Genomic DNA, 23,677 nt, shown 5'->3' on the forward strand with positions numbered 1-23,677 from the left:
GTGTGCTCATAATGCGCGCGAAGGCGCAAGCTCGTATATAATGCGAGCCGCGCGAATTTCGCACATTTCTATCGGCCCGCTTCGCGCGGGCTCATCTTTTTTGCTCCCCAGAGCACAGTCAAACAACCGCGTTGAGTCACTCAGGTGATGTTGAGCCATGCTCGAAACGCCTGACGGTAGCGTCTTGCGTCTCATAGCGAAGCCTCTAGAGGAGAATACGTGAACCCTTTTGATCGCGAAGATTCGCAACACGAAACTGCCGGATACGCCACCAAAGCGCCCGCTGGCCGTACAGCCAAGGGCAAAGGCGCTGGCAAAGCGATCCCCGTAGCGGCCGAACTGCCGCCGCAACAGGCCGAAGAGCGCCAGCGCCAGATGCGAGCGCTGATCCAGCTGGGTAAGGAGCAAGGCTACCTGACCCACGCGCAGATCAACGACCACCTGCCTGACAACTTCGCGCAGACAGCGGCGATCGACAGCATCGTCAGCGCCTTCAACGACATGGGCGTGCAGGTCTACGAGCAGGCTCCGGATGCGGAAACCCTGCTGCTCAACTCGAACGCCCCCGCCGTGGTGTCGGACGATCAGGCAGACGAGGAAACCGAAGTCGCGTTGTCGACGGTCGATTCGGAATTCGGTCGTACAACCGACCCCGTGCGCATGTATATGCGCGAAATGGGCGCAACCGAGCTGCTGACCCGCGCGGGCGAAATCGCGATTGCGAAGCGCATCGAAGACGGTCTTCACGAAATGGTGCAGGCGATTGCCGCCTGCCCGCTCGCGATCTCCGCCATTCTGGCGAGCGCCCAACAGGTCGCTGACGGCGAATTGCGCATTGACGAACTGGTCGACGGTCTGAACGAAGACAACCTCGCAGCGGAAGACGCCGCCGCCGGTGCGGACGCCGTAGCGGACATCGACGCCGACGCGGCCGACGACGACAGCGAAGACGAAGACGACGACGACGACGCCGGTCCGGCCGACTCCTCGGCGGCGGACGAAGCGCGCCTGAAGCAGCTCACGAGCGATTGCCTCGAAATTTTCGCCCAGGTCGGCATCCTGTCCGACCAGATGAACGCCTCGCACACGCGCGGCGACGTCAGCTCGAAGGCTTATCAGCGCGCCCGCGAAGAGATCCAGCAGCACCTTGCGAAGATCCGCTTCACGGCCCGTACCATCGACCGCCTGTGCGGCGACGTGCAAAGCCAGGTCGCGCAGGTTCGCGCGATCGAGCGCAACATTCTGCAAATCGTCGTGACAAAGAGCGGCATGCCCCGCGAGCAGTTCATTGAATCGTTCAAGGGTCACGAAGCCGATCTCGGCTGGACGGAGCGCGCGGCGCGCGGCTCGTCGTCGTTCGGCGCGGCGCTCGAGCGTCATCTGCCGGCGATCCAGTCGGAACAGCAAAAGCTGATCGACATCGAGGCCACCGTTTCGCTGCCGCTCAAGCATCTGAAGGAAATCAACCGTCAGATGGTCGCGGCCGAGTCGAAGATGCGCAAGGCCAAGAGCGAGATGATCGAGGCGAATCTGCGTCTCGTGATCTCGATCGCGAAGAAGTATGTGAACCGCGGCATGTTGTTCCTCGACCTGATTCAGGAAGGCAACATCGGTCTGATGAAGGCGGTGGACAAGTTCGAATACCGCCGCGGCTGGAAGTTTTCGACCTACGCAACGTGGTGGGTTCGCCAGGCTGTGACGCGCTCGCTCGCCGATCAGGCGCGCACGATCCGCGTGCCGGTGCACATGATCGAAACGATCAACAAGCTCAACCGCATTTCGCGCGAGATCTTGCAGCAGACCGGTCAGGAAGCCCATCCCTCGGTGCTGGCCGAACGCATGGAACTGTCGGAAGAGAAGGTGCGTGGCATTCTGAAGATCGCCAAGCAGCCGGTCTCGATGGAAACGCCGGTCGGCGACGACGGCGACGCCACGCTCGGCGACATGATCGAAGATTCGGCGGCTTCCTCGCCGGCCGACGCAGCGATGCAGGCCGACTTGCGCGCCGCCATCGACGACGCGCTCGACTCGCTATCGCCGCGCGAAGCGAAGGTGCTGCGTATGCGTTACGGCATCAACACGAAGTCGGACCACACGCTCGAAGAAGTCGGCAAGCAGTTCGACGTGACGCGCGAGCGGATTCGTCAGATCGAAAGCAAGGCCATGCGTAAGCTGATGCATCCGAGCCGCGCCGATCGTCTGAAGTCGTTCCTCGACCGCTAAGCAAGCGGTGCGCTTGTCGTGCGCCATGCACGACAAGCGCATTCCCTCTCCCCCTCTCAAGCAAGCAACGAGATGATCCCGTCAAGGGATGATTCCCGCTGCCAGCCAACGCCCAGCCGCGTAGAACGCATTGCGCTCTTCCTGGCGCGGATTCGAACGTTCGAGACCCAGCGTACCGTACGCAAACGACTTGACCGCCGAGACGCCGGTTGTCGATGCGCCTTCTGCTGAATCGCTTACCTCATCGCTCTGCGCCTTATCTCCCTCTTGCGGCACCTTCGGCGGAGATTGGGAAGGCCTCGTGCTGCCTCACTCGATCGCCATCCCCACGCAATCACTCGAACAAGCCGGCCCTAACGCACGCGGGCTGCGTAACTTTCGCCTGTAACGCTCCCCGCAATTGCCGGTTGGCCGCCCAGCTACCCATGGCCGTACGCGTTCGACGCGCCTGCCAGCGATGACCAATGGGAACGCCCATCCCAACACGCGAACGCCGCTACGCGCCCGCGCAAACCATCCAGACCACGGGCATAGTCGTTGCGGCGCTCCGAGTACACTTTTTACGAGGAGCACATCATGACTACGCTCGATCCCCAAGGGCTCGCATCCGCGGGCACGCAAGGCGCAAACATCGTGGGAACAGGTATTGGCGACGGCCCCGGACCGGACGTCATGGCCGCGTCGACACTCGATGGCAACAAGGTGATGTCGTCCGACGGCGAACATGTCGGCAAGATCTCCGACATCATGCTCGACGTGCGCGGCGGACGCGTCGCTTATGCGGTGCTATCCAGCGGCGGCTTTCTCGGTATGGGCGATACGCTCCACGCCATTCCATGGAGCGCGCTCACGCTCGACACGGACGAAAAATGCTTCGTGCTCGACGCAGCCGCCGAGCACATCAAGAACGCACCCGGCTTCGATAAGGATAACTGGCCTTCCATGGCGGACAGCGAATGGGGCACCTCGGTGCACGAGTATTACAACCGACCACCCTATTGGAGCGCGACGCGAGACGTCGTGGAGGGTCGCGGGCTGGATTCCGACCTTTGATCCTTTCAACTCACCGCAAAACACCATAAAACACCGGGCGTGACGCGACGGGCGCTGTCGGCAACGACAACGCCCATCGCAACGTCAGCCCTTCTCTCGTTCCGCTCAGGTCTTGTCGCCCACCGAACGGCTTCCCACTGCATCGAGCTTGCTCTGCAATGCCTGCTTGCGCGCAGCGATCTTCTTTCCAAGTCCGACGAGATCGCATTTCGTGCGCCGCAACTCCGGGAACAACGCTTCCTCCTCCTCTTCGACGTGGTGCTGAACCATCTCGGACATCACCTTGAAGGTCGCATCAAACCCTTTATCGCCGGCCTTGAGCGTCTCGAACTTTGCGATCAGCGTCTTGACCAGAAAATGCTCGACATAAGCTTCGTCGACGTCGAGTTTGTCGTCGTCCGGCAAGGCTTCCTGCGCGGCCGGATACAGCAATTCCTCTTCGATGATCGCGTGCATGGTCAGCTCTTCGCACGCACGCTGCGCCAGTGCCGCTTTTGCTTCCAGATCGTCGTCGCCGGCTTTCTTGAATGCTTCGAAGAGTTTTTCCACTGCGCGGTGATCGGCTTCGAGCAACGCCAATGCGTCGCTTGCGCCCGTCCCTTGAGCGGTGGATTTTGCAATGGTTTCAGCTGGTGTCATGTCGTCTCTCCCTTTTAGTCGAATCAAATGTCTGTCGCCACTTCCACGTGCGCGTGTCCTATGTGTTGCGGACGGCTCCGGCAACAAAAAAAGCCGGAGCGCCCGTCTGGCACTTCGAAGTCCGCAGGCGAAAAGCACCGAGTCGTGCTGACAGCACTGGCGCAAGGACCATACCGACTCCTTTTTGCGCGCAATGGCGCGCCACGGCAGCTGCAAACACCGCACGGGACGCGCGCGAACCTGCCGTGAACGCCAGCCGTCAAACCTCAACCGTCAGACGGTCGCCTGACCCGCGCCCAGATCGGCGCCGGTGGTCGGATCGCTCGACGTATCGGACGCCGTACGCGACGCCATCGCCTGCAACACGTCGATGTCCTTTTTCGATATCTTCACCGTCGCCGTGCCATCGCCGCCGTCCACCGCGGGTGTCGGCGAGTCCTCAAACTGCCATTCGGGTCCCTCGTTCCACGGTCCGCGCGGCGCGCCATCTGCTTCCGACATCTTGTAATAGACATGGGTGAACTCCGGCATGCCGGGCATGCTTGCCTTGCGGGAAGTTGGGCTGAATCGAATGCAGCGCCTTTTCGAACGACAGTTGATGCGCAATTTCGCGCGTCATCAAAAACCCGAGCGCTTCCTTGATGCCGGCGTCGTCGGTCACGTTCATCAGACGTTCGTAGACGATCTTGGCGCGCGCTTCGGCGGCGATATTCGAGCGCAGATCGGCGGTCGGCTCGCCGATCGTGTCGATGTATGCGGCGCTCCACGGCACGCCGGCCGAATTGGTCAGCGCTGGTCCGCCGCCGTATAGCAGCGCGGTGGTGTGCGAATCGTTACCGCCGCCGGTCAGCGAGCGATAGAGTTCCGCTTCCGACTCGGCCGCTTCGGCAAGTTGCCCCTTGGCGCCCTTGTTCAGCATGGCGACAATCGAGCCGATGATCTCCAGATGGCTGAGTTCTTCGGTCGCGATATCGAACAGCAGATCCTTGCGGCCCGCGTCATCTTCGCCGACTGCCTGGGTGAAGTAGCGGCACGCCGCAGCGAGTTCGCCTTGCGGACCGCCGAATTGTTCAAGCAGCAGATTCGCCAGACCGGGATTCGGTGCGGCAACGCGGACGGTGTATTGCAGACGCTTGTTATGAACGAACATGATGTTCCCTTGGGAAGTGGAGATCAGTTAAGCCAGAGGACACAAGCACGCCGATCCGAACGGCGAACGATCGAGGCGTCGCGCCGGCTGGACGGGAAGAAACCGTGATTCATGGCCTGCCGCATGGCAGTTCCGGACAGCGAAGCGGAAACACGCCGCAGCGTACCCGTGAAACGGGCGTCCGGATCTCAGAGCGAAGCTCTGGCTTGAGCGAGGCAGGAGGCCTCGCGAGAAAAAGAGAAAGCACCCACCTGGTTCAGCATGGGGTGTGCCTGAGGCGGTTCTCTTTGCCCTGACGCAGAGGGTCGTGAGGGCTCTTATCCACACAAATTGTCCATAAGGCTGTGGATATCCTGCGCAAGACTCACGCAAGTCGTTGAGCGCATTGAGATATCACCCTCTGCTCGCACCAGGCACGCAAGCGCCGGACAACGGACTTTCGAACGACGTCAAGGTCGCTTGCGGCCAGGTCCGCGCGAGAATGGCGTCGAAAAGTGAGACCGGTTTGCGCGGACGCCTTCTCTCGATGGAAAATCGATGCCGATTGCGGCCATCGTCCAGGCGGGCAGTAAACGATATCTACGCACTACACATTGCGTTTTCCGCATCTCCTCGAACGCGCACCGCTAAACCACGTTCTTCTCCACGATCGGCCGGTTCTCAAGCACACGCGTGAAGCTCAACGAACCGAGATCGAGCGTTGTGTAACGGCCATGCAGAATCAATTCGCTAATGCCACGGCCCGTTGCCGGACCTTGCTGCAAACCGTGCCCGCTGAAACCATTGGCAAAAATGCAGTTATCGACATGCGGGTGATAGCCGATGATCGCGTTCTGATCGAGCACGTTGTATTCGTAGTAGCCGGACCAGCAGTTTTGCACGCGCAGTGCTTCGAATTGCGGCACGCGATGCGCGAGCGTCGGCCAGATCACGTCGTCGAATAGTGCGTGATCGACTTCGTCGAGCGGCAAATCGTCGGGGTCGTTATCCGCCGACGGCGACGTACCGCAGATGAACGATTGGCCTTCGGGCCGGAAATACACGCCGCTCGGATCGATCAGCAACGGACAATGGTCGAGCCGCGCGGGCGACGTGACATTGAAAATGCTACGGCGTCGTGCGAACACCGGAAGGTCGATGCCGGCCATCTGCGCGACCTTGCGTGACCAGGCGCCTGCGGCGTTCACCACGACGTCGCATGCGTAGCTCTCGCCATTCGCGCTCTGCACTTGCGTGACGTGGTTACCGTCGCGATGCAGCGCGGTAACGTCGGCGGCAACATAGCATGCGCCGAGCGCCTGGGCTTTCTTGCGCAGCGCCTGCACGAGGCCATAGCCGTCGAACCAACCCTCACCGCTTTCGCCATAAGCACCGGCGGCAAGGTCTTCCGTATTGAGCCAGGGAAAGCGCGCTCGTAATGCCGCTTTGTCGAGCAGACTGATATCGGCGCCAAGGCTCTTTTGCAGCGCGTGATTCTCACGCAGCGTCGTTTCGCCGGCAGACGTGGCGAGAAAAAGATAGCCGCCCTCGTGCAGATCGATCGACGGTTTCGCGCCGTCGAGTTCGAGCCGCTCACCGATCGAGCGCAGAAACTCGATGCCAAAGAGCGACATCTGAATGGAAAGCGGCGTAGAGAATTGCTGGCGAATGGATGCCGCCGACAATGCCGACGACGAACGCGCATAAGTCGGATCGCGCTCGATCACCGTGACGCTGACTGTCGGATCGGACAGCCGCAGGAAGTACGCAATCGAGCTGCCGATCACCCCACCGCCGACGATCACGACTTTGGAACTCACGTCTTACTCCACGAGTAGCGTGGCCGCTCAGAAACGGCGGGCGGCGCAAACGGATTGCCGAAAGAGAGTGTGAACAGCGGCGCGTGAATGCGCCGCTGCTTTCTGCTGAAATGCTCTACCGCTTCAATGCGTTACTACTTAACGAATCAGCCGATATTGAAGTCGATGCCCTGCGCAAGCGGCAGCGCCGACGAATAGTTGACCGTGTTGGTCGCGCGACGCATGTAGGCCTTCCACGCATCCGAACCCGATTCACGGCCGCCGCCGGTTTCCTTCTCGCCACCGAACGCGCCGCCAATTTCCGCGCCACTCGGTCCGATGTTCACGTTCGCGATACCGCAGTCGCTGCCGGAGTCGGACAGGAAGCGTTCGGCTTCGCGCAGATCGGTTGTGAACACGCACGACGACAAGCCGTGCACTGCCGCATTGTTCGCCTCGACCGCATCCGCGAAATCCGAATAGCGCAGCACGTAGAGAATCGGGGCGAAGGTTTCCTTCAGCACGACTGCAGTTTGCGACGGCATTTCAACGATGGCCGGACGCACGTAGTAACCGCCTTCATGGCCCGTTACTTCGACGCGCTCGCCGCCGAACACCTTGCCGCCTTCGGCCGTAGCCTGTTGCAGCGCTTCCTGCATGCGGGCGTACGCTTGCTTGTCGATCAGCGGGCCCATCAGCGTGCCCTTTTCGAGCGGATTGCCGATCGGCACCTTGCTGTACAACTGCTTCAGACGTTCGATGGTTTTGTCATACACGCTCTCGTGCACAAACAGACGCCGCAGCGACGTGCAACGCTGCCCCGCCGTGCCGACTGCCGAGAACAGGATGCCGCGCATCGCGAGTTCGTGATCCGCGGTTTGCGCGACGATACCCGCATTGTTGCCGCCGAGTTCGAGCAGCGAGCGGCCGAAGCGTTTCGCCACTTCAACGCCGACCGTGCGGCCCATTTCCGTGCTGCCCGTGGCGCTGACGATCGACGCACGCGGGTCGGCCACCAGCTTCGCGCCGACGTCGCGGCCGCCGTTGATCAGCGCGGTCAGGCCGGCCGGCGCGTCGCCGAACTCCTTCAGTGCCTCGCTGAGAATCTGGTTGACGGCGAGCGCGGTAAGCGGCGTCTTTTCCGACGGTTTCCAGATCACCGCGTTGCCGCACACCAGCGCGAGCGCCGCATTCCATGACCACACCGCTGCCGGAAAATTGAACGCCGAGATGACGACGCACGTACCCATGGGATGCCAGGTTTCAGCCATACGATGGCCCGGGCGCTCGGAGGCGATCGTCAGACCATACAACTGGCGCGACAGGCCAACCGCGAAGTCGCAGATGTCGATCATTTCCTGCACTTCACCCATGCCTTCCTGCAGGATCTTGCCGGTTTCGAGCGTGATGATGCTGCCGAGCGCCTGTTTCTTCTCACGCAGACGGTTGCCGAGCAGACGCACCACTTCGCCACGGCGCGGCGCCGGGACGTTGCGCCAGGCCGCGTACGCTTCTTTTGCATTCGTGAGGGCCGCGTCGACTTCCGCCACCGTGTTGCTGGCCACACGGCCGATGAGTTCGCCGGTAATCGGCGAATGAACCGCGATGTCGCCGGCTTGCGCCGCGTGGGCGATACCGAGGTCGGTGAGGATGGTGGAAGCGTCCATGAGAATCCCTTTAATTTCCGATGCGAAACAAGAGTAAGTTCGGAAACTATACACGCGGGATTTTCTAGCGGCAAGGGTATTTGCCCGGGGCTGGGTGGCGGACCAGGGTGGAAGGGCTTGTGAGCTTGGTGTGCTGCGGGGAATGGTTGGCGTCAGGCGTGCTGCGGGCCGTTGCCGCGGAGGCGCCGGCGGGGCACCGTAGCTCGCTGGCTCGTTTCTTATTGGAAATTATTGGCTTTGGCTCCGGCTCCGGCCTTGGCCTTCTCGGCTTCGGCTTGGGCTAGCACTCCGCCAACGGCGGACGCGATTCAACCCCGCCGCGCTGCTCAAACGCCGGCGACCAGCCTGTCCACCAGCACGCGAGCGAACGGCGGCAAGTCCTTCACGCTGCGCACGCAGATCTTCAGCTTGCGCTCGGCCCACGCGTCTTTAAGGCCGACGATCGCGATCTGCATCGTCTTCTTGTGCCGCAGCGCGACCGATTCCGGCACGATGCCGATGCCCACGCCCGCTTCGATCATCCGGCATGCCGCCTCGAAGTTGCCCACCTGGATGCGCAGCTTCAGACGCGCGCCGAGTGCATCGGCAGCGCTGGTGATGAACGCGTGGATCGCGCCCGACGTGGGCAGGCCCACGAAATTGGCGTCGAGTAATTGCGCGAAATCGACCGAGGATAGTTTCGCCAGCGCGTGATCGCGCGACGTCACGAGCACCAGGCGGTCGTCGCGATACGGCAGCATTTCCAGATGTTCCGCGTGAACGTTGCCCGCGACGATACCGATATCCGTCGCGCTATCCGCCACGCCCTTCACGATTTCGCCGCTCAGCACTTCGCAGATCGATATTGACGTCCGGATGATCCATACCCACAGCAAATTGGTTGACTTCAGCAGAAACCTTATTCGATTGCTCATAGCTCCGTTCTCTCAAGAGTTGGAGCCTCCACTAACTTCGGGGCGGCTCAATGCCTTAGCGACTATATTTCGGCACGCCGGAAATCCTTTCGATGTTATCAAATATTATTTTCGGAGTTCTTTCAAAAACAGGCTATTCGACCGGGTCAGCAAATGAATAATGAAAGATGGTTGTCGAGATAAGTTTCTGCGCAGAAACCTGGATGAACTCAAACCCGACGCCAGCCGGGCAGATGGCAGGTGAAAGAAAGATTACTGCAGTACTTTGTCCCGTCTCATTGAAACCGGGATCAAATGAAATTTAACTCGTACTTATGACCAGATATTACTTGGTGGATATTTACCGAGAGATTACGCAAAGACAATTTTTGTGGCCCATTCACAACAGCGTGGTGGCGATGTCGAGGGGAATGAGTGGCTTGCTCAATATATTTTGATATTGTCTCGGCACTCCTGGTTGACAGAAAAAACCCGCGCAGAGACCAGGAAGACACGATGTAATTTTTAATCATTGGAGATCAATATGAAAAAGTCGCTTCTCGCTTTTGCAGCGCTGAGTACGTTCGCAGGCGTTGCTAATGCTCAAAGCAACGTGACTCTTTACGGCATTATTGACGAAGGCATCAACGTCACAACTAATTCTAATGGGCAGCATCTATACAATCTCTCCAGTGGAGAACTTCAAGGGTCACGCTGGGGCGTGCGCGGCACCGAAGATCTCGGCGGCGGCTTGAAAGCGATTTTTGATCTGGAAAACGGTTTTGACATCAATAGCGGCAAGCTTGGTCAAGGCGGTCTGATGTTCGGGCGGCAAGCTTTCGTCGGTCTGTCGAGTCGGCTCGGTTCGGTCACTCTGGGTCGGCAATACGACTCGATCGTCGACTACGTGGGTCCGCTGGAAGTCGGCGATCAATGGGGCGGGTACATTGCTGCTCACCCGGGAGACCTGGACAACTTCAACAACGCATATCGCACCAACAACACGGTTAAGTACACCAGCGCAAACTATAACGGCCTGACGTTTGGCGGCACATATAGCTTTGGTGGTGTTGCGGGCAGCATCACGTCGAACCAGATATGGTCGTTGGGTGCCGGCTATAACAACGGTCCTCTCGTGCTCGGCGCGGCGTATTTGAATGCGCGTACTCCTGCTGCATCGGGTGGCCTGTTCAATAATGGCGGCGCGGTCGCGGCAGCGTCGGCTGCCGTCACGACATCGATTTACAGCGGCTTCGCTTCGGCGAATACCTATCAGGTGATCGGTGCCGGCGGCGCATATACGTTCGGTGCAGCGACGATCGGTGCGACGTACTCGAACATCCGGTTCGATGATCTGGGCGCGAGCTCAGCTTCTCCGTTCAAGGGGCAATCGGTTTCGTTCAACAACGCGGAAGTCAACTTCAAGTATCAGTTGACCCCAGCATTCCTGGTTGGCGTAGCGTACGACTACACGCGTGGCGCGCAGATTAACGGTGCTTCGCGCGCTCAGTATCACCAGGCTGCGCTTGGCGTAGATTACTTCCTGTCGAAGCGCACCGATGTGTATGTGACAGGTGTGTACCAGCATGCTCTTGGCGAAACGCTGAATGCAGCAGGTCAGACGGTTGCCGCAACCGCAAACATCGATCAGCTGAGCCCGTCGTCGAACCAGAACCAGTTCACCGGTCGCATTGGGATTCGCACGAAGTTCTAACGTCCCAGGTAGTAAAAGCAAGTCAACGAAGGTTCAAGAGGTGCTTGCGCACCTCTTCTTTACTTCATCCGGCCATGAGAATCGCATTTATCCCAGAGCACGGTACGCTGGACAGGGGAAGCGAGCAATGTTTGCCCTCCAGTGCGGACGATCATCGGGAGTTCAAAACGGCGTCATCCCTGTTTCGAAGTTTGAAAGAGTCGCGTTGGAACCTTGTCGTGGCGGGCTGGGATCTGCCCGACGTCAAAGGGGACGATTTACTGCGCTGGATGCGGGCTACTTTTAGCGATTCTCCACCCGTCGTCTTTCTTACGAGCCACGATGCTGCGGTGGACATTGTCAATTCTCTCGATCAAGGCGCAGTCGATTACATACTTGCGCCTGTGGAACCATTGGTGTTGCGTGCAAGGCTGGGCGCGATCTTGAGGCTGCTTTCGTCCACCCACGATGGCCTCGTGAAAGAGGGAGAAGAGGGCCGTTATCAGGACACTCCACCGACTGTACGATTCGGCCGCTATGTATTCCATCAGCGGCATCATTACGTGGACATTCAGGGTGAAAAAGTGATGCTTCGTCCAAAGGAGTATGCGTTGGCGATGCTTCTCTTTGAGAACATTGGGAAGACTCTCAGCAGAGAGTCGATACATATGAAGCTCTGGGAGACAATGGACAATTTTCCGACGAGGACGCTCGACACGCATCTTTCCAGACTACGGGCAAAACTCAAATTGGTTGGTGGAAATGGGTTCGACATCTCTCAAATCCGGGGCGTAGGTTATCGATTGGAGTCCTGCTGAGAGCGAAATGAAGAACGGGAGGCGGGTATGTCGCGCAATTCGTCTTTGCGCTGTGGCGCGCCGTTTTTCCGGAATCAGCCAGATTTAAACTAGTCGCGATCACGATCGCCCTTCAACAGCGTGAGTCGTGTCTGCCCATCGAGCGTGAAGTGGGTACCGAAGCGGACCAGCCCTGCCTGACAAAGCCGGCATTTCATCGTAAAGCTCAGCAACATACCCGGTTCGGTGTCTTCAATATCGATGTCGATCGATTCCAGGCGCGGCTCGTATTTCAGCAGCGTCGTCTCGATCGCCTCCTTGAGCTTGTGCGCGGACGACGGCAAATGGCGATAGATTTCCGACAGGTCGTCAAGTCCGTAATCGGGAAGGTGGACGAGCCCGTTACGACGGCTGTTCAGGATGCGCTGGATATTGTCCTGCACTGAGAAGAAGGTCTGCGTTGCGGGATCGAAGTCATCGACCGCCGAGCCGTTTGCGAAATGACCTGTCACCGCCTCGAAGAGACCGGGCCCACCGCGGGTCATGCCTCTTCCTCAACTATGCTGTCAAACTCCACCGCAATGCCGCTTTCCTCGGTGAACGACAGCGTGATTCCACGCGGCAATTGCTGCGCGGCAACGCGCACGAGCAATTCGCGCGACAGGACCGGCAGGATCTGCTGATCGAGCAGACTGTCGATATTGCGCGCGCCGGAGTCGGGCAATTGGCACGCGCGCACAAGTTCGCGTACCAGCGAGTCGTCGCCTATGAGCGGTATGCCAAACCGGCGCTCGATCCGCTGTGCCACCTTGTCGAGTTTCATCCGCACGATCGACGTCAATGCGGCGGCCGAAAGCGGCCGATATACGACAGTCTGGAAGCGCGCGAGCAACGCCGGCTGGAAGTGCTCGACCAGCAGCGGTCGAATCGTTTCCATCAGCATCGAAGTGATGATGTCGCCGCCTGCCTCTGCGACGGCGTCCGTGGCGGCCATGATCTGTTCGCTGCCGAGATTCGAGGTCATCAGAATCACGGTGTTGCGGAAGTCGATCACGCGGCCTTCACCGTCGCGCATCAAGCCTCGGTCGAACACCTGGTAGAACAGGTTCAGCACATCTCGATGCGCCTTTTCGACCTCATCCAGAAGAACCACGCTGTAGGGGCGCTGGCGCACGGCTTCCGTCAACACGCCCCCCACCCCGTATCCGACATAACCCGGCGGAGCGCCCTTCAGCTGCGAGACCGTGTGCGCTTCCTTGTACTCGGACAAGTTGATGGTGATCAGCGCGCGCTCGCCGCCGAACATCAGGTCGGCCAGCGCGCGAGCCGTTTCCGTCTTGCCCACGCCGGATGGTCCCACCAGCAAAAACACGCCGAGCGGCGCTTCCTCTGACTTGAGGCCGGCTTTGGCGGCGCGCAGACTCTTGCCGAGCGCGGCAAGCGCGTCTTCCTGACCCACCACGACGCGGCCGAGGCGCGTCTCGAGCGCGAGCAGCGTCGCGAGTTCGTCCTCCAGCAAACTGCCGACCGGCACGCCGGTCCAATCGGCGATCACATGAGCCACCGCTGCTTCGTCCACTTCCGCCTGAATCAGCGCGTCGGGGCCGTGTCCGGCCAGGACTTCGTGAACGACGCGGATCGATTGTTGCAGGTCGCGACGTACGCTTTCGTCCGCGGCCGCATGCCATTGTTCACGCAGCCTTTGCAGCGTGGCGACGGCGTCTTTCTGTTCGGCGAACGTCGATTCAAGTGCATCGAGTTCGACCTTGAGATGGGCGAGGCGAAGGTCGATCGCGAGCAGCCGTTCGCCAACATCCGCGGAGGTGGCGGCATGATCCTCGACCAATGCCCCACGTTCGACCAGGAGCGCAGCCTGTTCAGCGTGACATGCGGAGATCGCGACGGGTGTGGCTTCCGAACTCATACGCACGCGCGCCGCGGCGGTATCGAGCAGGTCGACAGCCTTGTCGGGCAACTGGCGCCCCGTCAGGTAGCGACGCGAGAGATCCACCGCGGCCGCGACCGCCGCGTCGGTGATGTGCACGCCGTGGTGCGTCGCGTAACGCGCCTTCAAGCCGCGCAACATCAGGCATGCGCTGTCATTGTCGGGTTCATCCACCTTGACCATCTGGAAGCGCCGTTCGAGCGCTGCATCGCGCTCGAAGTACTGCTTGTATTCGGACCAGGTGGTCGCGGCGATCGTCCGCAGTTCGCCGCGCGCCAGCGCCGGCTTGAGCAGGTTCGCGGCATCCGCGCCGCCTGCGGTGTTGCCCGCGCCAATCAGCGTATGAGCTTCGTCGATAAATAGCAGGATCGGTGTCGGCGACCGTTGTACGGCTTCGATCACATTTTTCAGACGCTGCTCGAATTCGCCTTTGACACCCGCGCCAGCCTGCAGCAGGCCGAGGTCGAGCGTTAGCACGCTGACGTCGCGGAGCACCGGCGGCACGTCGCCGTCGGCGATCTTCAGCGCGAGTCCTTCAACCAGCGCAGTCTTGCCGACGCCCGGCTCGCCGACGAGGATCGGATTGTTCTTACGACGGCGCGCGAGGATGTCGACCATCTGCCGGATTTCCACATCCCGGCCGAAAACCGGATCGATTCTGCCGTCACGCGCTTTCTGGGTGATGTCGATGGTGAAACGTTGCAGCGCGTCAGATGCCGGTTGCCCGGGTAAGGTTGCACGTGCCCCGGCTGCCGACAATGAAGGTTGATCGCCGAATGCGCCGTGAGACGCGGTTTCGTGCATCGCGGAATCGGCCATGGCATTGCCGGGCACTCCACCCACTCTGTGAGGCGCAGTATCGATATCGCCGTCCGGATGTAGGGAAACACTCGCCGCTTCTACCGAAATCCTGTCGAGCGCGGGCATCAAGCGTCCGATCTGCGCAGCCGACACGGAGAGCAGCGGCCAGGCATCCGGCGCGCGTAACAGATGCGGCGCGTCGGCGAGCGCTGCCAGCAGATGCGCCGACCGGATCGACGTGGCGCCCGTTTCAAGCGAGGCACACAGCCACGCTGCTTCCAGCCATTGGCCGAGCCGATGGGACAGGCCCGGTTTGCCGCGCAACGCGTGCGGAAGCCGGTCGATCGCGCTGAGCAGGCCGTTCCAGATGCCGTCCGCGTCGAGTTCATAGTGGCGCACGATCGCCACGAGATCGCCTTCTCCCAACTCCAGTAGTTTGATCAACCAGTGTTCGATTTCAACATCGCGATGGGCGCGCGTCTCGCACAGACTCGCGGCTTCGGCGAGCGCGCGGGCGCAATGATCGTTGAGGCGGCGCAGCAAGGGGGAAAGGTCTCGAGTGTTCATGGCAACGGAAAAGCAGGCGCGATACAGACAGAAAGGCGCACGAACCAAAGTGAGGACGGTCCGTGCGTTAAAAGAGACGCCCTCCGGGAGACGTGAAGAGGCGCCGTGACGATCCTTTTATGAACGTTCGTTCCAGCTATCGGCGTGGATGATGTTGCCGTCCTTGTACGCCCAGGTGATTTTCTCGTAACGCAGTTCGACGTCTTCCAGATGGTTGTGCTTCTCATAGGCCGGGTTCTTGATGTCCAGCATCTTCGGCTTGACCGCCACGACCTTCACGTTGTCGAGCTTCGTGTTGAAGTATTCCTTTTCCTTGCCTGCGTCGTCGATCTTGTACCACTTGATCTCGATGGACTTGAGCGTCTGACCGCTCGTCACCGCCTTGTACAAATACCAACTGCTGCTGGAATATTTCACCTTCCCGGAAAAATTCATGTTCGTGGACCTCATCGGTCTCGACATGCCGGCGATCCCTCTGGCTGCGGAATACTTCGACGTCGAGGTGGTCCTGGCGAAACCGTACCCGGACGACGCACGCTTCTCCGCCGACAACGTGCGCCTCTACTGCACGCCCATCATCAATCTGTTCGCGCTGCAAGCGGACCCGATCACGGCGTCGCAGCATGAGACGGAATATCGCGTACACGCGCTTGAACAACGGGGCGATCACGTCGACATCTATTCGGTCGAGAGCGTGCGGGGTTTCGAAGCGGGCACGGGCCAACGCTTCGAATATGCACCGTTCGCCGCATTCCGTCATCGCGGCGGCATGTTGCGGCATGAAATGCCGGAACGGTATTTCCATACGCGTACGCGACGCGGGCCATCCGGACGCTTCGACACCTGGATCGTCCTGGGTGGTCATGCTTGGGAACAGCAGGCCACGCTAACGCAGGAAACGCTGTCGCTGTCCGTCACCGGCACGAACGGCATGTTGCCGCGCAAAGGCTTGCGCGACGCGGGGATCAACCGTATGCGCGGCGGCTTCACCAACATCGGTGCGGTGCGCAACCTGACCGCGCCGACGCTGCCCGTGTACCCACCCACCGGTGACCGCTTCCAGTGGCGCGTGCTGTCGCATCTCGCGCCGAACTACCTGTCGCTGCTCAATGCGGAAATCTTGCGCGGGAGCCTCGCGCTGTACGACTGGACTCAGGGAGAACTCAACAAGCGCAGGATTGACGCAATCACCGACGTACAACACCGGCTATTGCAAAAGCTCGTCAAGGGCGGCCTGCAACGTGGCGTCGAGATCGAAGTGACGCTCGACAGCGCCGCATTCGCCGGCGACGGCGATATCGAACTGTTCGGCGGGATGCTGAACCGCTTTCTTGCGCTGTACGCGACGCTGAACCTGTTCACGAAACTGGTGATCGTGTCACAGCCCACTGGACGTCGCATGGAATGGCCCGATACGAAAGGCGAAGGAGCACCGTTTTGAACGGACCGCAATGGAAGGCCGCGGAGCAAGCGCTCGCGCTGGCGTTTGCAAACTACGCCGACCGGTCGCTGCTGCCGGCGTTGCTCGTCGACGCGACACGGATGAATTTTTTCCGCTTCTGCGAGCTGATCGAACTGGCCGCACCCGATCGGCCGCCCATCGGCACGACCGATTCGCCGGCGTCGGAGCCGGTGCGCTTTCGCTCGCGGGCGCGACTCGGCTTTCCGAATCGTGAGATCGATGCGGTCGAATACGACCTCGATCATCCGGCGATGCCGCCCGTCGTACGCACGACTTTTCTCGGACTGTACGGTGTCGATGCACGCATGCCTTCGTACTTTGTCGACGAAGTCGCGCAGAATCGCGAAGGTGCCGAATCGATGTCGGCATTCCTCGACATCTTCCATCACCGGGTGGTCACGCAGTATTACCGCGTGTGGCGCAAGTACCGATATCCCGCTGGTTTCAGGAACGACGGAACCGATGAAATCTCGCGCTATTTGCTGAGTTTCGCCGGCCTCGGCATCGCTTCAACTGAGCCCGCCGCGGTCGGCTCACAAGAACTTCCTTCGGGCCTGGGCACGCGCAAGCTGCTGTCGATGCTGGGACTCGCAAGCCAGAAGACGCGCACGGCCGAAGGTCTGATTGGCGTGTTGCAACACGCGGTGCCGGACGCGCGAATCACGGTGGAGGAGTTCTACCCGGTATGGATCAGTGCGGCCGATTATCCGCGGACTCCGCTAGGTGAGGCATGTCTGCTTGGCCGTGGATTTTTCGACCGCGCAAACGCGGTGCGGATCGTCATCACCCCGCAAACACGCGAATCGGTACTCGGGCTGATGCCCGGGCGGGCAAATCACAGTGAGGTGATGGCGTTGCTGCGTTTTTACCTGGGATACGAAGCGCGGGCACGACTCGAAATGCATGTGGCTCCCGAGTTGATGCCGGCGCAGGCGCTGAATTCAAATCAGGTCAGTCTCGGTTATACGAGCCAACTCCCGCGGCCTCGTATGGAGGATCCGCCTGCCCCGGTTACGCGAGTGCAACTGGGCACGTGGACGGGAAGCAGCGACCGGCACGCCGCTCGACAATATTCGATGCACTGATGCACTGATGCACTGATGCACTGATGCACTGATGCACTGATGCACTGATGCAGCGAATTATGAACATGGACACGAAAAAAGGATCGACAGAATGATGCGGGTATTTCGAATCGGCGCCACGGCGTTGATCATTCTTGCCGTCGCAGGTTGCGGCGCAGGGCAGGCTGTGAAAGACGGCACGGTGGACGCTGCGAAATGGGCGTTCACGACGCAGATCAAGATGATGAACGTGGATCTTGTCAGCCGGTCTTCATTGAACCCAAACGGCGGTGGCCAATCGCTGTCGACCGTCGTGCGGATCTATCAACTGAAAACATCACCGACGTTCCAGCAGCTCGGCTACGCGCAACTACAAACGAACGATGTCGAAGCGTTGAAGGCCGATCTGCTGGCAACGACGGATGTGGTGCTCCGTCCAGATGCAAGCGCGAGCATCAGCGAACCGATGAACAGCGATGCGGAGTATGTCGGCGTTGTCGCGTTTTTCCGGAACGCCGGCAAGGATTCGGCGTGGAAGCTGATCATTCCCAAAAAGCTCTGGAAGAAGACCGACCCGGTGAAGATCGAGGTGCGGGGCAGCACATTGCAATTGGTGGGCGCGACGGCAGGCACGACCAGGCAAAACGCGCCGCGGCAGAGCCTTCCGAATCCGCCTAAGCCAAAGCCGGCTACGACGACGGAGTACGGGACGCAATCGGGTTGAACTCGGGTTGAACTCGGGTGCGCCCGCCTTTCCCTCGGTTTCAGATCGAAGGGAAGGACTTACCGTTGCACGGCGTCTTCGAGATCGAGAATCACCGCGTCCGCGCCCGCTACCTGTGCTTCCTCGAAGCGCTCCGGCCGGTTGCCCGGCACGAACAGATACGAACGTGGCAATCGTGCGCTCATGCTGCCACCGTTGCGCTAGCCTCAGTACCGAACACCGCTTCGACGCACGCCTGTCCGGCGATTTTCCATGCGTTGCCAAGCAAGGCTGCCGCCTCGCCTTCGGTCGCCGCCCCGGAAAACGCTGCCAATCGATGCAGCTTGGTCGCGATTTCATCACGCGACAACGTATTGCCGAGGTCTCCCTTCGGTTCGTCGACCCGGCCCTTGAACATGGCCGTCGGTCGTCGTGACCGTCACCTTGCCGATCCAGCGCGCGGGATGCTGTCGAAGTCGAGTTGAGCTGCGAAGGTCGCAAGCGTAAGGCTGGGATGATCGGTCATGATTAGGTAGCTTTAGGGTCGCGTGTCAGGTTTGTTCAGACCGCCGGCGCGGCACGAGCCGCACACCGGACGCGAAGGCAACGAGGGCAAAGAAGGCCGTTCAGATCGTGCCGGCTTTGCGCAGCGCGTCGATCCGAGCGCTGTCGTAACCGAGTTCACGCAAGATCGCGTCGGACTGTTCGCCGAGCGCGGGCACGGGATCCATGCGCGGATCGAAATCCGTCGGCAATCCTGGCGGCAATAACGCGGGCACCGTACCCGCCGACGTACCGATTTCGCGCCAGCGCTCACGGGCCTTCAACTGGGGATGCGCCCACACGTCGCTCAACGTATTCATCTGCGCGTTGGCGATCCCTGCATGATCGAGCCGCTCGATCACTTGCGCTGCCGTCAATTCGGCAAACGCCGCGACGATCACCTCACGCAACGCCTCACGCGCTGAGGTGCGTTTCGAATTCGACGCAAAGCGCTCATCGGTGGCGAGGTCGGGTTGCATGAGCACCTGCTCGCAGAAGAGCTTCCATTCGCGCTCGTTTTGCAGACCGAGCATGACCGTCTTGCCGTCGCCGGCGGGAAACGGCCCATACGGATAGATCGTTGCGTGCGCCGCGCCGGAGAGCGCGGGCGGTTGTTGGCCATCCATCGCGTAGTACAGCGGATAGCCCATCCATTCGACCATGCTCTCCAGCATCGACACATCGATGCGGCAACCGCGCCCCGTGCGGCCACGCAACAACAGCGCGCTGAGAATGTTCGAATACGCGTACATGCCGGCCGCAATATCCGCAATCGAGCAACCCGCTTTAGCCGGCGCACCTGGCGAACCGGTGACCGAAAGAAAGCCGGCTTCACTCTGGATCAACAGGTCGTAGGCTTTCTTGTCGCGGTACGGGCCATCCGCGCCATAGCCGGAAATATCGCAGACGATCAGCTTCGGATATTTCTTGCTCAACGTGTCATAACCGAGCCCGAGCCGATCCGCCGCGCCGGGCGCGAGATTCTGCACCAGTACGTCGGCATCGGCGACCAACGCTTCGAGAATCTCCGTTGCGGCAGGCTGCTTCAAATCGAGCGCGAGGCTTTCTTTCGAGCGATTGGTCCAGACGAAGTGCGACGACAGGCCATGCACGCGCTCATCGTAGCCACGCGCAAAATCGCCGACGTGAGGACGCTCGATCTTGATCACGCGCGCGCCGAGATCGGCGAGTTGGCGCGTACAGAACGGCGCGGCGATGGCGTGTTCGAGTGTGATGACCTTGATACCGTCGAGTGGTCTCATGTTTATTCCGGCCCGGAAATCAGAACGAACGCGGCAAGCCGAGAATATGCTCGGCCACGTACGACAGAATCAGATTGGTGGAAATCGGCGCAACCTGGTAAAGACGCGTCTCACGGAATTTGCGTTCGACGTCGTATTCGCAGGCAAAGCCGAAGCCGCCGTGGAATTGCAAACATGCGTTGGCCGCTTCCCACGAAGCATCGGCGGCGAGCAGTTTTGCCATGTTCGCCTGCGCGCCGCACGGTTCATGCGCATCGAAACGCCGCGCTGCTTCGAAGCGCATCAGGCTGGCTGCTTCGACGTTGATGAACGAGCGCGCGATCGGGAACTGCACCCCCTGGTTCTGACCGATGGGCCGGCCGAACACGATGCGTTCTTTCGCATACTCGGTGACCTTGTCGACAAACCAGTAACCGTCGCCGATACATTCCGCAGCGATCAGCGTGCGCTCTGCGTTCAAACCGTCGAGGATGTACTTGAAGCCCTGCCCTTCCTCGCCGATCAGATTCTCGGCGGGAATTTCGAGGTTGTCGAAGAACAGTTCGTTGGTCTCGTGATTGACCATGTTCAGAATCGGCTGCACGGTCATGCCGTGGCCGATCGCCTCGCGCAAGTCGACGATAAAGATCGACATGCCCTCCGATTTCTTCTTCACATCCGCGAGCGGTGTGGTGCGTGCCAACAGAATCATCAGGTCCGAATGCTGGACGCGCGAGATCCACACTTTCTGGCCGTTGATCACATAGCGGTCGCCGCGCCGCTCGGCGGTGGTTTTGATCCTGGTGGTATCCGTGCCGGTACTCGGCTCGGTCACGCCCATCGATTGCAGCCGCAGGTCGCCGCTCGCGATCCGCGGCAGGTACTTGTGCTTCTGTTCTTCCGAACCGTGGCGCAGCAGTGTGCCCATGTTGTACATCTGGCCGTGACATGCGCCCGAGTTGCCGCCAGCGCGATTGATCTCTTCCATGATCACCGACGCTTCCGTAAGCCCCAGCCCCGAGCCGCCGAAGTCCTGCGGAATCAGCGCGGCGAGCCAGCCGGCTTTGGTCAAGGCATCGACGAATGCTTCGGGGTAGCCGCGGGCTTCGTCGATCTTGCGGAAATACTCGCCGGAAAACTGCTGGCATAAATCGCGCACTGCTTCGCGAATGTCCTGGAACGAATCCTGTTGCGTGGTTTGCATAGTCGAATCTCTTGGCGTTCTTGGCGTTCTTGGCGTTCTTGGCGTTCTTGGCGTTCTTGGCGTTCCTAGTGTTCCTGGTGTTCAGGCGAGTGCTGCTGTGGCGCGCATGGTCAGATAGCCTTCGTGGTCTTTGGCCCACAGGTCGATGGTCTTGCCGTCGGCGGCGGGTTTGCCGCATACCGTGAACGGCTGCCCCGCGAAGGTAGGACGCAGCGCCTTGAACGCGAAGCTTTGCAGCGTCGCATTGGGCTGTTCGCGGCGCACCAGATCGACCAGAAGGGTGGCGATCAGCGGACCATGAACGATCAGGCCGGGATAGCCTTCCACCTCGGTCACGTACGGGTAGTCGTAATGAATGCGATGGCCGTTGAAGGTCAGCGCGGAGTAGCGGAACAGCATGACGGCATCGGCGTCGATGGTGCGCCGCCAGGTTTCGCCTTCGGGCGCGAGCGCCGGTTGTGGCGGACGTGCCCCCTCTTGCGGCGCGTCGCGATAGACGATGTCGTGCTCTTCTTCGAGCTTCAGTTCGCCGCCGGCTTCGATCGCGTGCTGCACCGTCACGAACACGAGACGGCCCGAGCGGCCGGTTTTGTCCTCGATATTGGCGATGGTCGACGTGCGTCTCGCATGCTCGCCGACTTTGAGCGGCGCATGAAACGTGAGACGGCCACCGGCCCACATGCGACGCGGCAACGGCACCGGCGGCAGAAAACCGCCGCGCTTCGGATGGCCGTCGGGTCCGACCTCGGACATCGGCGCAATCGGCAGAAAGTATAGCCAGTGCCACAGCGGCGGGACCGTATCGTTGCTTTCTTCCCGGTCGAGCGTGGCGGCCATCGCCGTCAGCGGAAACGCGGTGATGTCGTCTTCGGTCACCGTCTCCTTGTCGAGCCAGTCATCGAGTTTCTGCGGGGAGGCAGACATGGGCAAAGTCTCCAGGTACGCGTATTGAGCTAAATAGGGTCTTACTATGAACCCGGCGGCGGGTTTCGCGAAGTTTGTATTTTCGAAGCGTGCCTTTGCTTTTGCTTAAGACGGCTGGAACGCCCGCGCGATGGGTTAAAGCGGCGCGGCCGGGCGGAGAATTGGTGAGCAAGAGTCGGAGTGCGTGGGCAGAGGCACGTGTTTACACTGAGTCATCGCTTGCTGATTGGCTTATGGAGGTTATTCATGAATACGGTTGCGAAGGATCCGCGCTCGCAGTCACTGGAATTGGGGTTGGGATTTGCGCCGGAGCTGGAGCCGGAGCCGGCGACTGAAGCCGCGGCTGAGGCCGAGCCGAAACCGCAACGCGCCGCAGCGCCGGGTGCGGCAGCCGGCCCGCTCGAGCGGCGCGTCGACGCGATCGACTGGTTCGGTGTCGAAGAAGAGCTGAACGGCTATGGCTGCGCGATGCTGCGCAATCTGCTCAGTGCGCAGGAATGCGACGCGCTGACCGCGCTATATCCGCACGAAGCGCTGTATCGCAGCCGCGTCGTGATGGCCCGGCATGGCTTCGGTCGTGGTGAATACAAATACTTTGCGTATCCCCTGCCACCGCTGATTGCGGAATTGCGCACGGAGCTCTATCCGCGCCTTGCGCCGGTCGCGAATCGCTGGAATGAAGTGATGAATATCGATGTGCGTTATCCGGCCGCGCACGGCGAATTTATCGCGCGCTGCCACGCCGCCGGCCAACTGCGCCCGACTCCGTTGATTCTTCAATACGCCACCGACGACTACAACTGCCTGCATCAGGATCTGTACGGCGAGCACGTGTTCCCGCTTCAGGTCGCGATTCTGCTGTCCGAGCCGGGCGAGGATTTTACGGGTGGCGAGTTCGTGATGACGGAGCAGCGTCCGCGGATGCAGTCGCGCACGGAAGTCGTACCGCTTCGCAAGGGCGACGCGGTCGTGTTTGCGGTTCATCACCGGCCGGTGCAAGGCACGCGCGGCGTGTACCGGGTGAATCTAAGGCATGGCGTGAGCCGCTTGCGGTCGGGACATCGGCATACGCTGGGGGTGATTTTTCATGATGCTAGTTGAAGTGGGCTGATTCAGGTTGCGCCGTTGCATGCTCGCGGCAGAGCGTCACCCTCGCCGGTCGCCGCACGGCTACGGCGCCTGCCCCACCATTGTCCTTGTTCTCTCCAGGTACGGCGCTGCGGCTGCCACCCTCGCCGGTAGCGGCACGGCTGCGGCGCCCGCCCCACCATTGTCCTTGTTCTCTCGAGGTCCACCTCTGCGGCTACTACCCTCGCCGCTTGCGGCACTG

The 23,677-nt window shown here is 60.6% G+C and carries 17 protein-coding genes and 5 pseudogenes; 8 read left to right on the forward strand and 14 right to left on the reverse strand.

Annotated features, from left to right (window positions below):
• Nucleotides 1-219 precede the first annotated feature (219 nt).
• The gene (gene rpoD, locus P0D84_RS35550) at nucleotides 220-2,223 is read left to right on the forward strand and encodes an RNA polymerase sigma factor RpoD (protein ID WP_408344800.1); all 2,004 of its coding nucleotides are present in this window, start codon (nucleotides 220-222) and stop codon (nucleotides 2,221-2,223) included.
• Between the two features lie 81 nt (nucleotides 2,224-2,304).
• On the opposite strand, the gene P0D84_RS35555 is transcribed toward rpoD, so the two are convergent.
• A complete protein-coding gene (locus P0D84_RS35555; RefSeq protein ID WP_408344803.1) occupies nucleotides 2,305-2,499 on the reverse strand; it encodes a hypothetical protein in 195 nt (64 codons plus the stop codon).
• 300 nt (nucleotides 2,500-2,799) lie between these two features.
• Between P0D84_RS35555 and P0D84_RS35560 the strand changes: the two genes are divergently transcribed.
• Nucleotides 2,800-3,276 (forward strand): PRC-barrel domain-containing protein, encoded by a 477-nt coding sequence (locus P0D84_RS35560; protein ID WP_408344806.1) that lies wholly within the window; start codon nucleotides 2,800-2,802, stop codon nucleotides 3,274-3,276.
• A 105-nt stretch (nucleotides 3,277-3,381) separates the two neighbouring features.
• Here the strand turns inward: P0D84_RS35560 and P0D84_RS35565 are convergent, their stop codons facing one another.
• The 5 genes and pseudogenes from P0D84_RS35565 to P0D84_RS35585 all read right to left on the reverse strand — a co-directional run bounded on the left by P0D84_RS35565 (nucleotide 3,382) and on the right by P0D84_RS35585 (nucleotide 9,424).
• Entirely contained in the window at nucleotides 3,382-3,915 is a 534-nt protein-coding gene (locus P0D84_RS35565; protein WP_408344810.1) for a hemerythrin domain-containing protein, read from the reverse strand.
• Nucleotides 3,916-4,188: 273 nt separating this feature from the next.
• A pseudogene (locus tag P0D84_RS35570) lies at nucleotides 4,189-5,065 on the reverse strand (manganese catalase family protein).
• A gap of 626 nt (nucleotides 5,066-5,691) precedes the next feature.
• Nucleotides 5,692-6,864: an NAD(P)/FAD-dependent oxidoreductase gene (locus tag P0D84_RS35575; protein ID WP_408344813.1), complete on the reverse strand. Its 1,173-nt coding sequence runs from the start codon at nucleotides 6,862-6,864 to the stop codon at nucleotides 5,692-5,694.
• 146 nt (nucleotides 6,865-7,010) lie between these two features.
• Nucleotides 7,011-8,510 carry an L-piperidine-6-carboxylate dehydrogenase gene (gene amaB, locus P0D84_RS35580; RefSeq protein WP_408344816.1) on the reverse strand — a complete coding sequence of 500 codons (1,500 nt, stop codon included), beginning with the start codon at nucleotides 8,508-8,510 and terminating at the stop codon, nucleotides 7,011-7,013.
• 326 nt (nucleotides 8,511-8,836) lie between these two features.
• Complete coding sequence (locus P0D84_RS35585) at nucleotides 8,837-9,424, reverse strand: LysR substrate-binding domain-containing protein (RefSeq protein WP_459252220.1); 588 nt, start codon at nucleotides 9,422-9,424, stop codon at nucleotides 8,837-8,839.
• A gap of 523 nt (nucleotides 9,425-9,947) precedes the next feature.
• Between P0D84_RS35585 and P0D84_RS35590 the strand changes: the two genes are divergently transcribed.
• The gene (locus P0D84_RS35590; protein WP_408344819.1) at nucleotides 9,948-11,117 is read left to right on the forward strand and encodes a porin; all 1,170 of its coding nucleotides are present in this window, start codon (nucleotides 9,948-9,950) and stop codon (nucleotides 11,115-11,117) included.
• A 44-nt stretch (nucleotides 11,118-11,161) separates the two neighbouring features.
• Nucleotides 11,162-11,914, forward strand: coding sequence for a response regulator transcription factor (locus tag P0D84_RS35595; protein WP_408344822.1), 753 nt, complete (start codon nucleotides 11,162-11,164; stop codon nucleotides 11,912-11,914).
• A gap of 89 nt (nucleotides 11,915-12,003) precedes the next feature.
• Here the strand turns inward: P0D84_RS35595 and tssE are convergent, their stop codons facing one another.
• From tssE to tssD, 3 genes and pseudogenes are all read right to left on the reverse strand, one after another.
• Entirely contained in the window at nucleotides 12,004-12,438 is a 435-nt protein-coding gene (gene tssE, locus P0D84_RS35600) for a type VI secretion system baseplate subunit TssE (RefSeq protein ID WP_408344825.1), read from the reverse strand.
• Nucleotides 12,435-15,206, reverse strand: coding sequence for a type VI secretion system ATPase TssH (gene tssH / locus P0D84_RS35605; RefSeq protein ID WP_408344828.1), 2,772 nt, complete (start codon nucleotides 15,204-15,206; stop codon nucleotides 12,435-12,437). The genes tssE and tssH overlap by 4 nt, the downstream gene beginning before the upstream one ends.
• Nucleotides 15,207-15,323: 117 nt before the next feature.
• Nucleotides 15,324-15,611, reverse strand: a pseudogene (tssD, locus tag P0D84_RS35610) (type VI secretion system tube protein TssD); the annotation flags it as partial.
• Between tssD and tssF the strand changes: the two are divergent.
• The 3 genes and pseudogenes from tssF to tssJ all read left to right on the forward strand — a co-directional run.
• Nucleotides 15,598-16,647, forward strand: a pseudogene (tssF, locus tag P0D84_RS35615) (type VI secretion system baseplate subunit TssF); the annotation flags it as partial. The pseudogenes tssD and tssF sit on opposite strands and share 14 nt — an antisense overlap.
• 101 nt (nucleotides 16,648-16,748) lie before the next feature.
• The gene (gene tssG / locus P0D84_RS35620) at nucleotides 16,749-17,753 is read left to right on the forward strand and encodes a type VI secretion system baseplate subunit TssG (RefSeq protein ID WP_408346299.1); all 1,005 of its coding nucleotides are present in this window, start codon (nucleotides 16,749-16,751) and stop codon (nucleotides 17,751-17,753) included.
• 91 nt (nucleotides 17,754-17,844) lie between these two features.
• The gene (tssJ, locus tag P0D84_RS35625; protein ID WP_408344831.1) at nucleotides 17,845-18,456 is read left to right on the forward strand and encodes a type VI secretion system lipoprotein TssJ; all 612 of its coding nucleotides are present in this window, start codon (nucleotides 17,845-17,847) and stop codon (nucleotides 18,454-18,456) included.
• 65 nt (nucleotides 18,457-18,521) lie between these two features.
• Here the strand turns inward: tssJ and P0D84_RS35630 are convergent.
• The 5 genes and pseudogenes from P0D84_RS35630 to P0D84_RS35650 form a co-directional block, all read right to left on the reverse strand.
• A pseudogene (locus P0D84_RS35630) lies at nucleotides 18,522-18,641 on the reverse strand (aldolase/citrate lyase family protein); the annotation flags it as partial.
• Nucleotides 18,638-18,902 (reverse strand): annotated as a pseudogene (locus P0D84_RS35635) (MmgE/PrpD family protein); the annotation flags it as partial. The pseudogenes P0D84_RS35630 and P0D84_RS35635, both read right to left, overlap by 4 nt.
• Nucleotides 18,903-19,061: 159 nt before the next feature.
• Entirely contained in the window at nucleotides 19,062-20,240 is a 1,179-nt protein-coding gene (locus P0D84_RS35640) for a CaiB/BaiF CoA transferase family protein (protein ID WP_408344834.1), read from the reverse strand.
• A gap of 19 nt (nucleotides 20,241-20,259) precedes the next feature.
• Nucleotides 20,260-21,423 carry an acyl-CoA dehydrogenase family protein gene (locus tag P0D84_RS35645; RefSeq protein WP_408344837.1) on the reverse strand — a complete coding sequence of 388 codons (1,164 nt, stop codon included), beginning with the start codon at nucleotides 21,421-21,423 and terminating at the stop codon, nucleotides 20,260-20,262.
• 81 nt (nucleotides 21,424-21,504) lie between these two features.
• Nucleotides 21,505-22,347 (reverse strand): HTD2 family dehydratase, encoded by an 843-nt coding sequence (locus P0D84_RS35650; RefSeq protein WP_408344840.1) that lies wholly within the window; start codon nucleotides 22,345-22,347, stop codon nucleotides 21,505-21,507.
• Between the two features lie 246 nt (nucleotides 22,348-22,593).
• On the opposite strand from P0D84_RS35650, the gene P0D84_RS35655 reads away from it, so the two are divergent.
• Nucleotides 22,594-23,448, forward strand: coding sequence for a 2OG-Fe(II) oxygenase (locus P0D84_RS35655; RefSeq protein ID WP_408344843.1), 855 nt, complete (start codon nucleotides 22,594-22,596; stop codon nucleotides 23,446-23,448).
• Nucleotides 23,449-23,677: the final 229 nt, after the last annotated feature.

The organism is Paraburkholderia sp. RL17-337-BIB-A (assembly GCF_046025895.1).
Classification (GTDB): Bacteria; Pseudomonadota; Gammaproteobacteria; order Burkholderiales; family Burkholderiaceae; genus Paraburkholderia; species Paraburkholderia fungorum_C.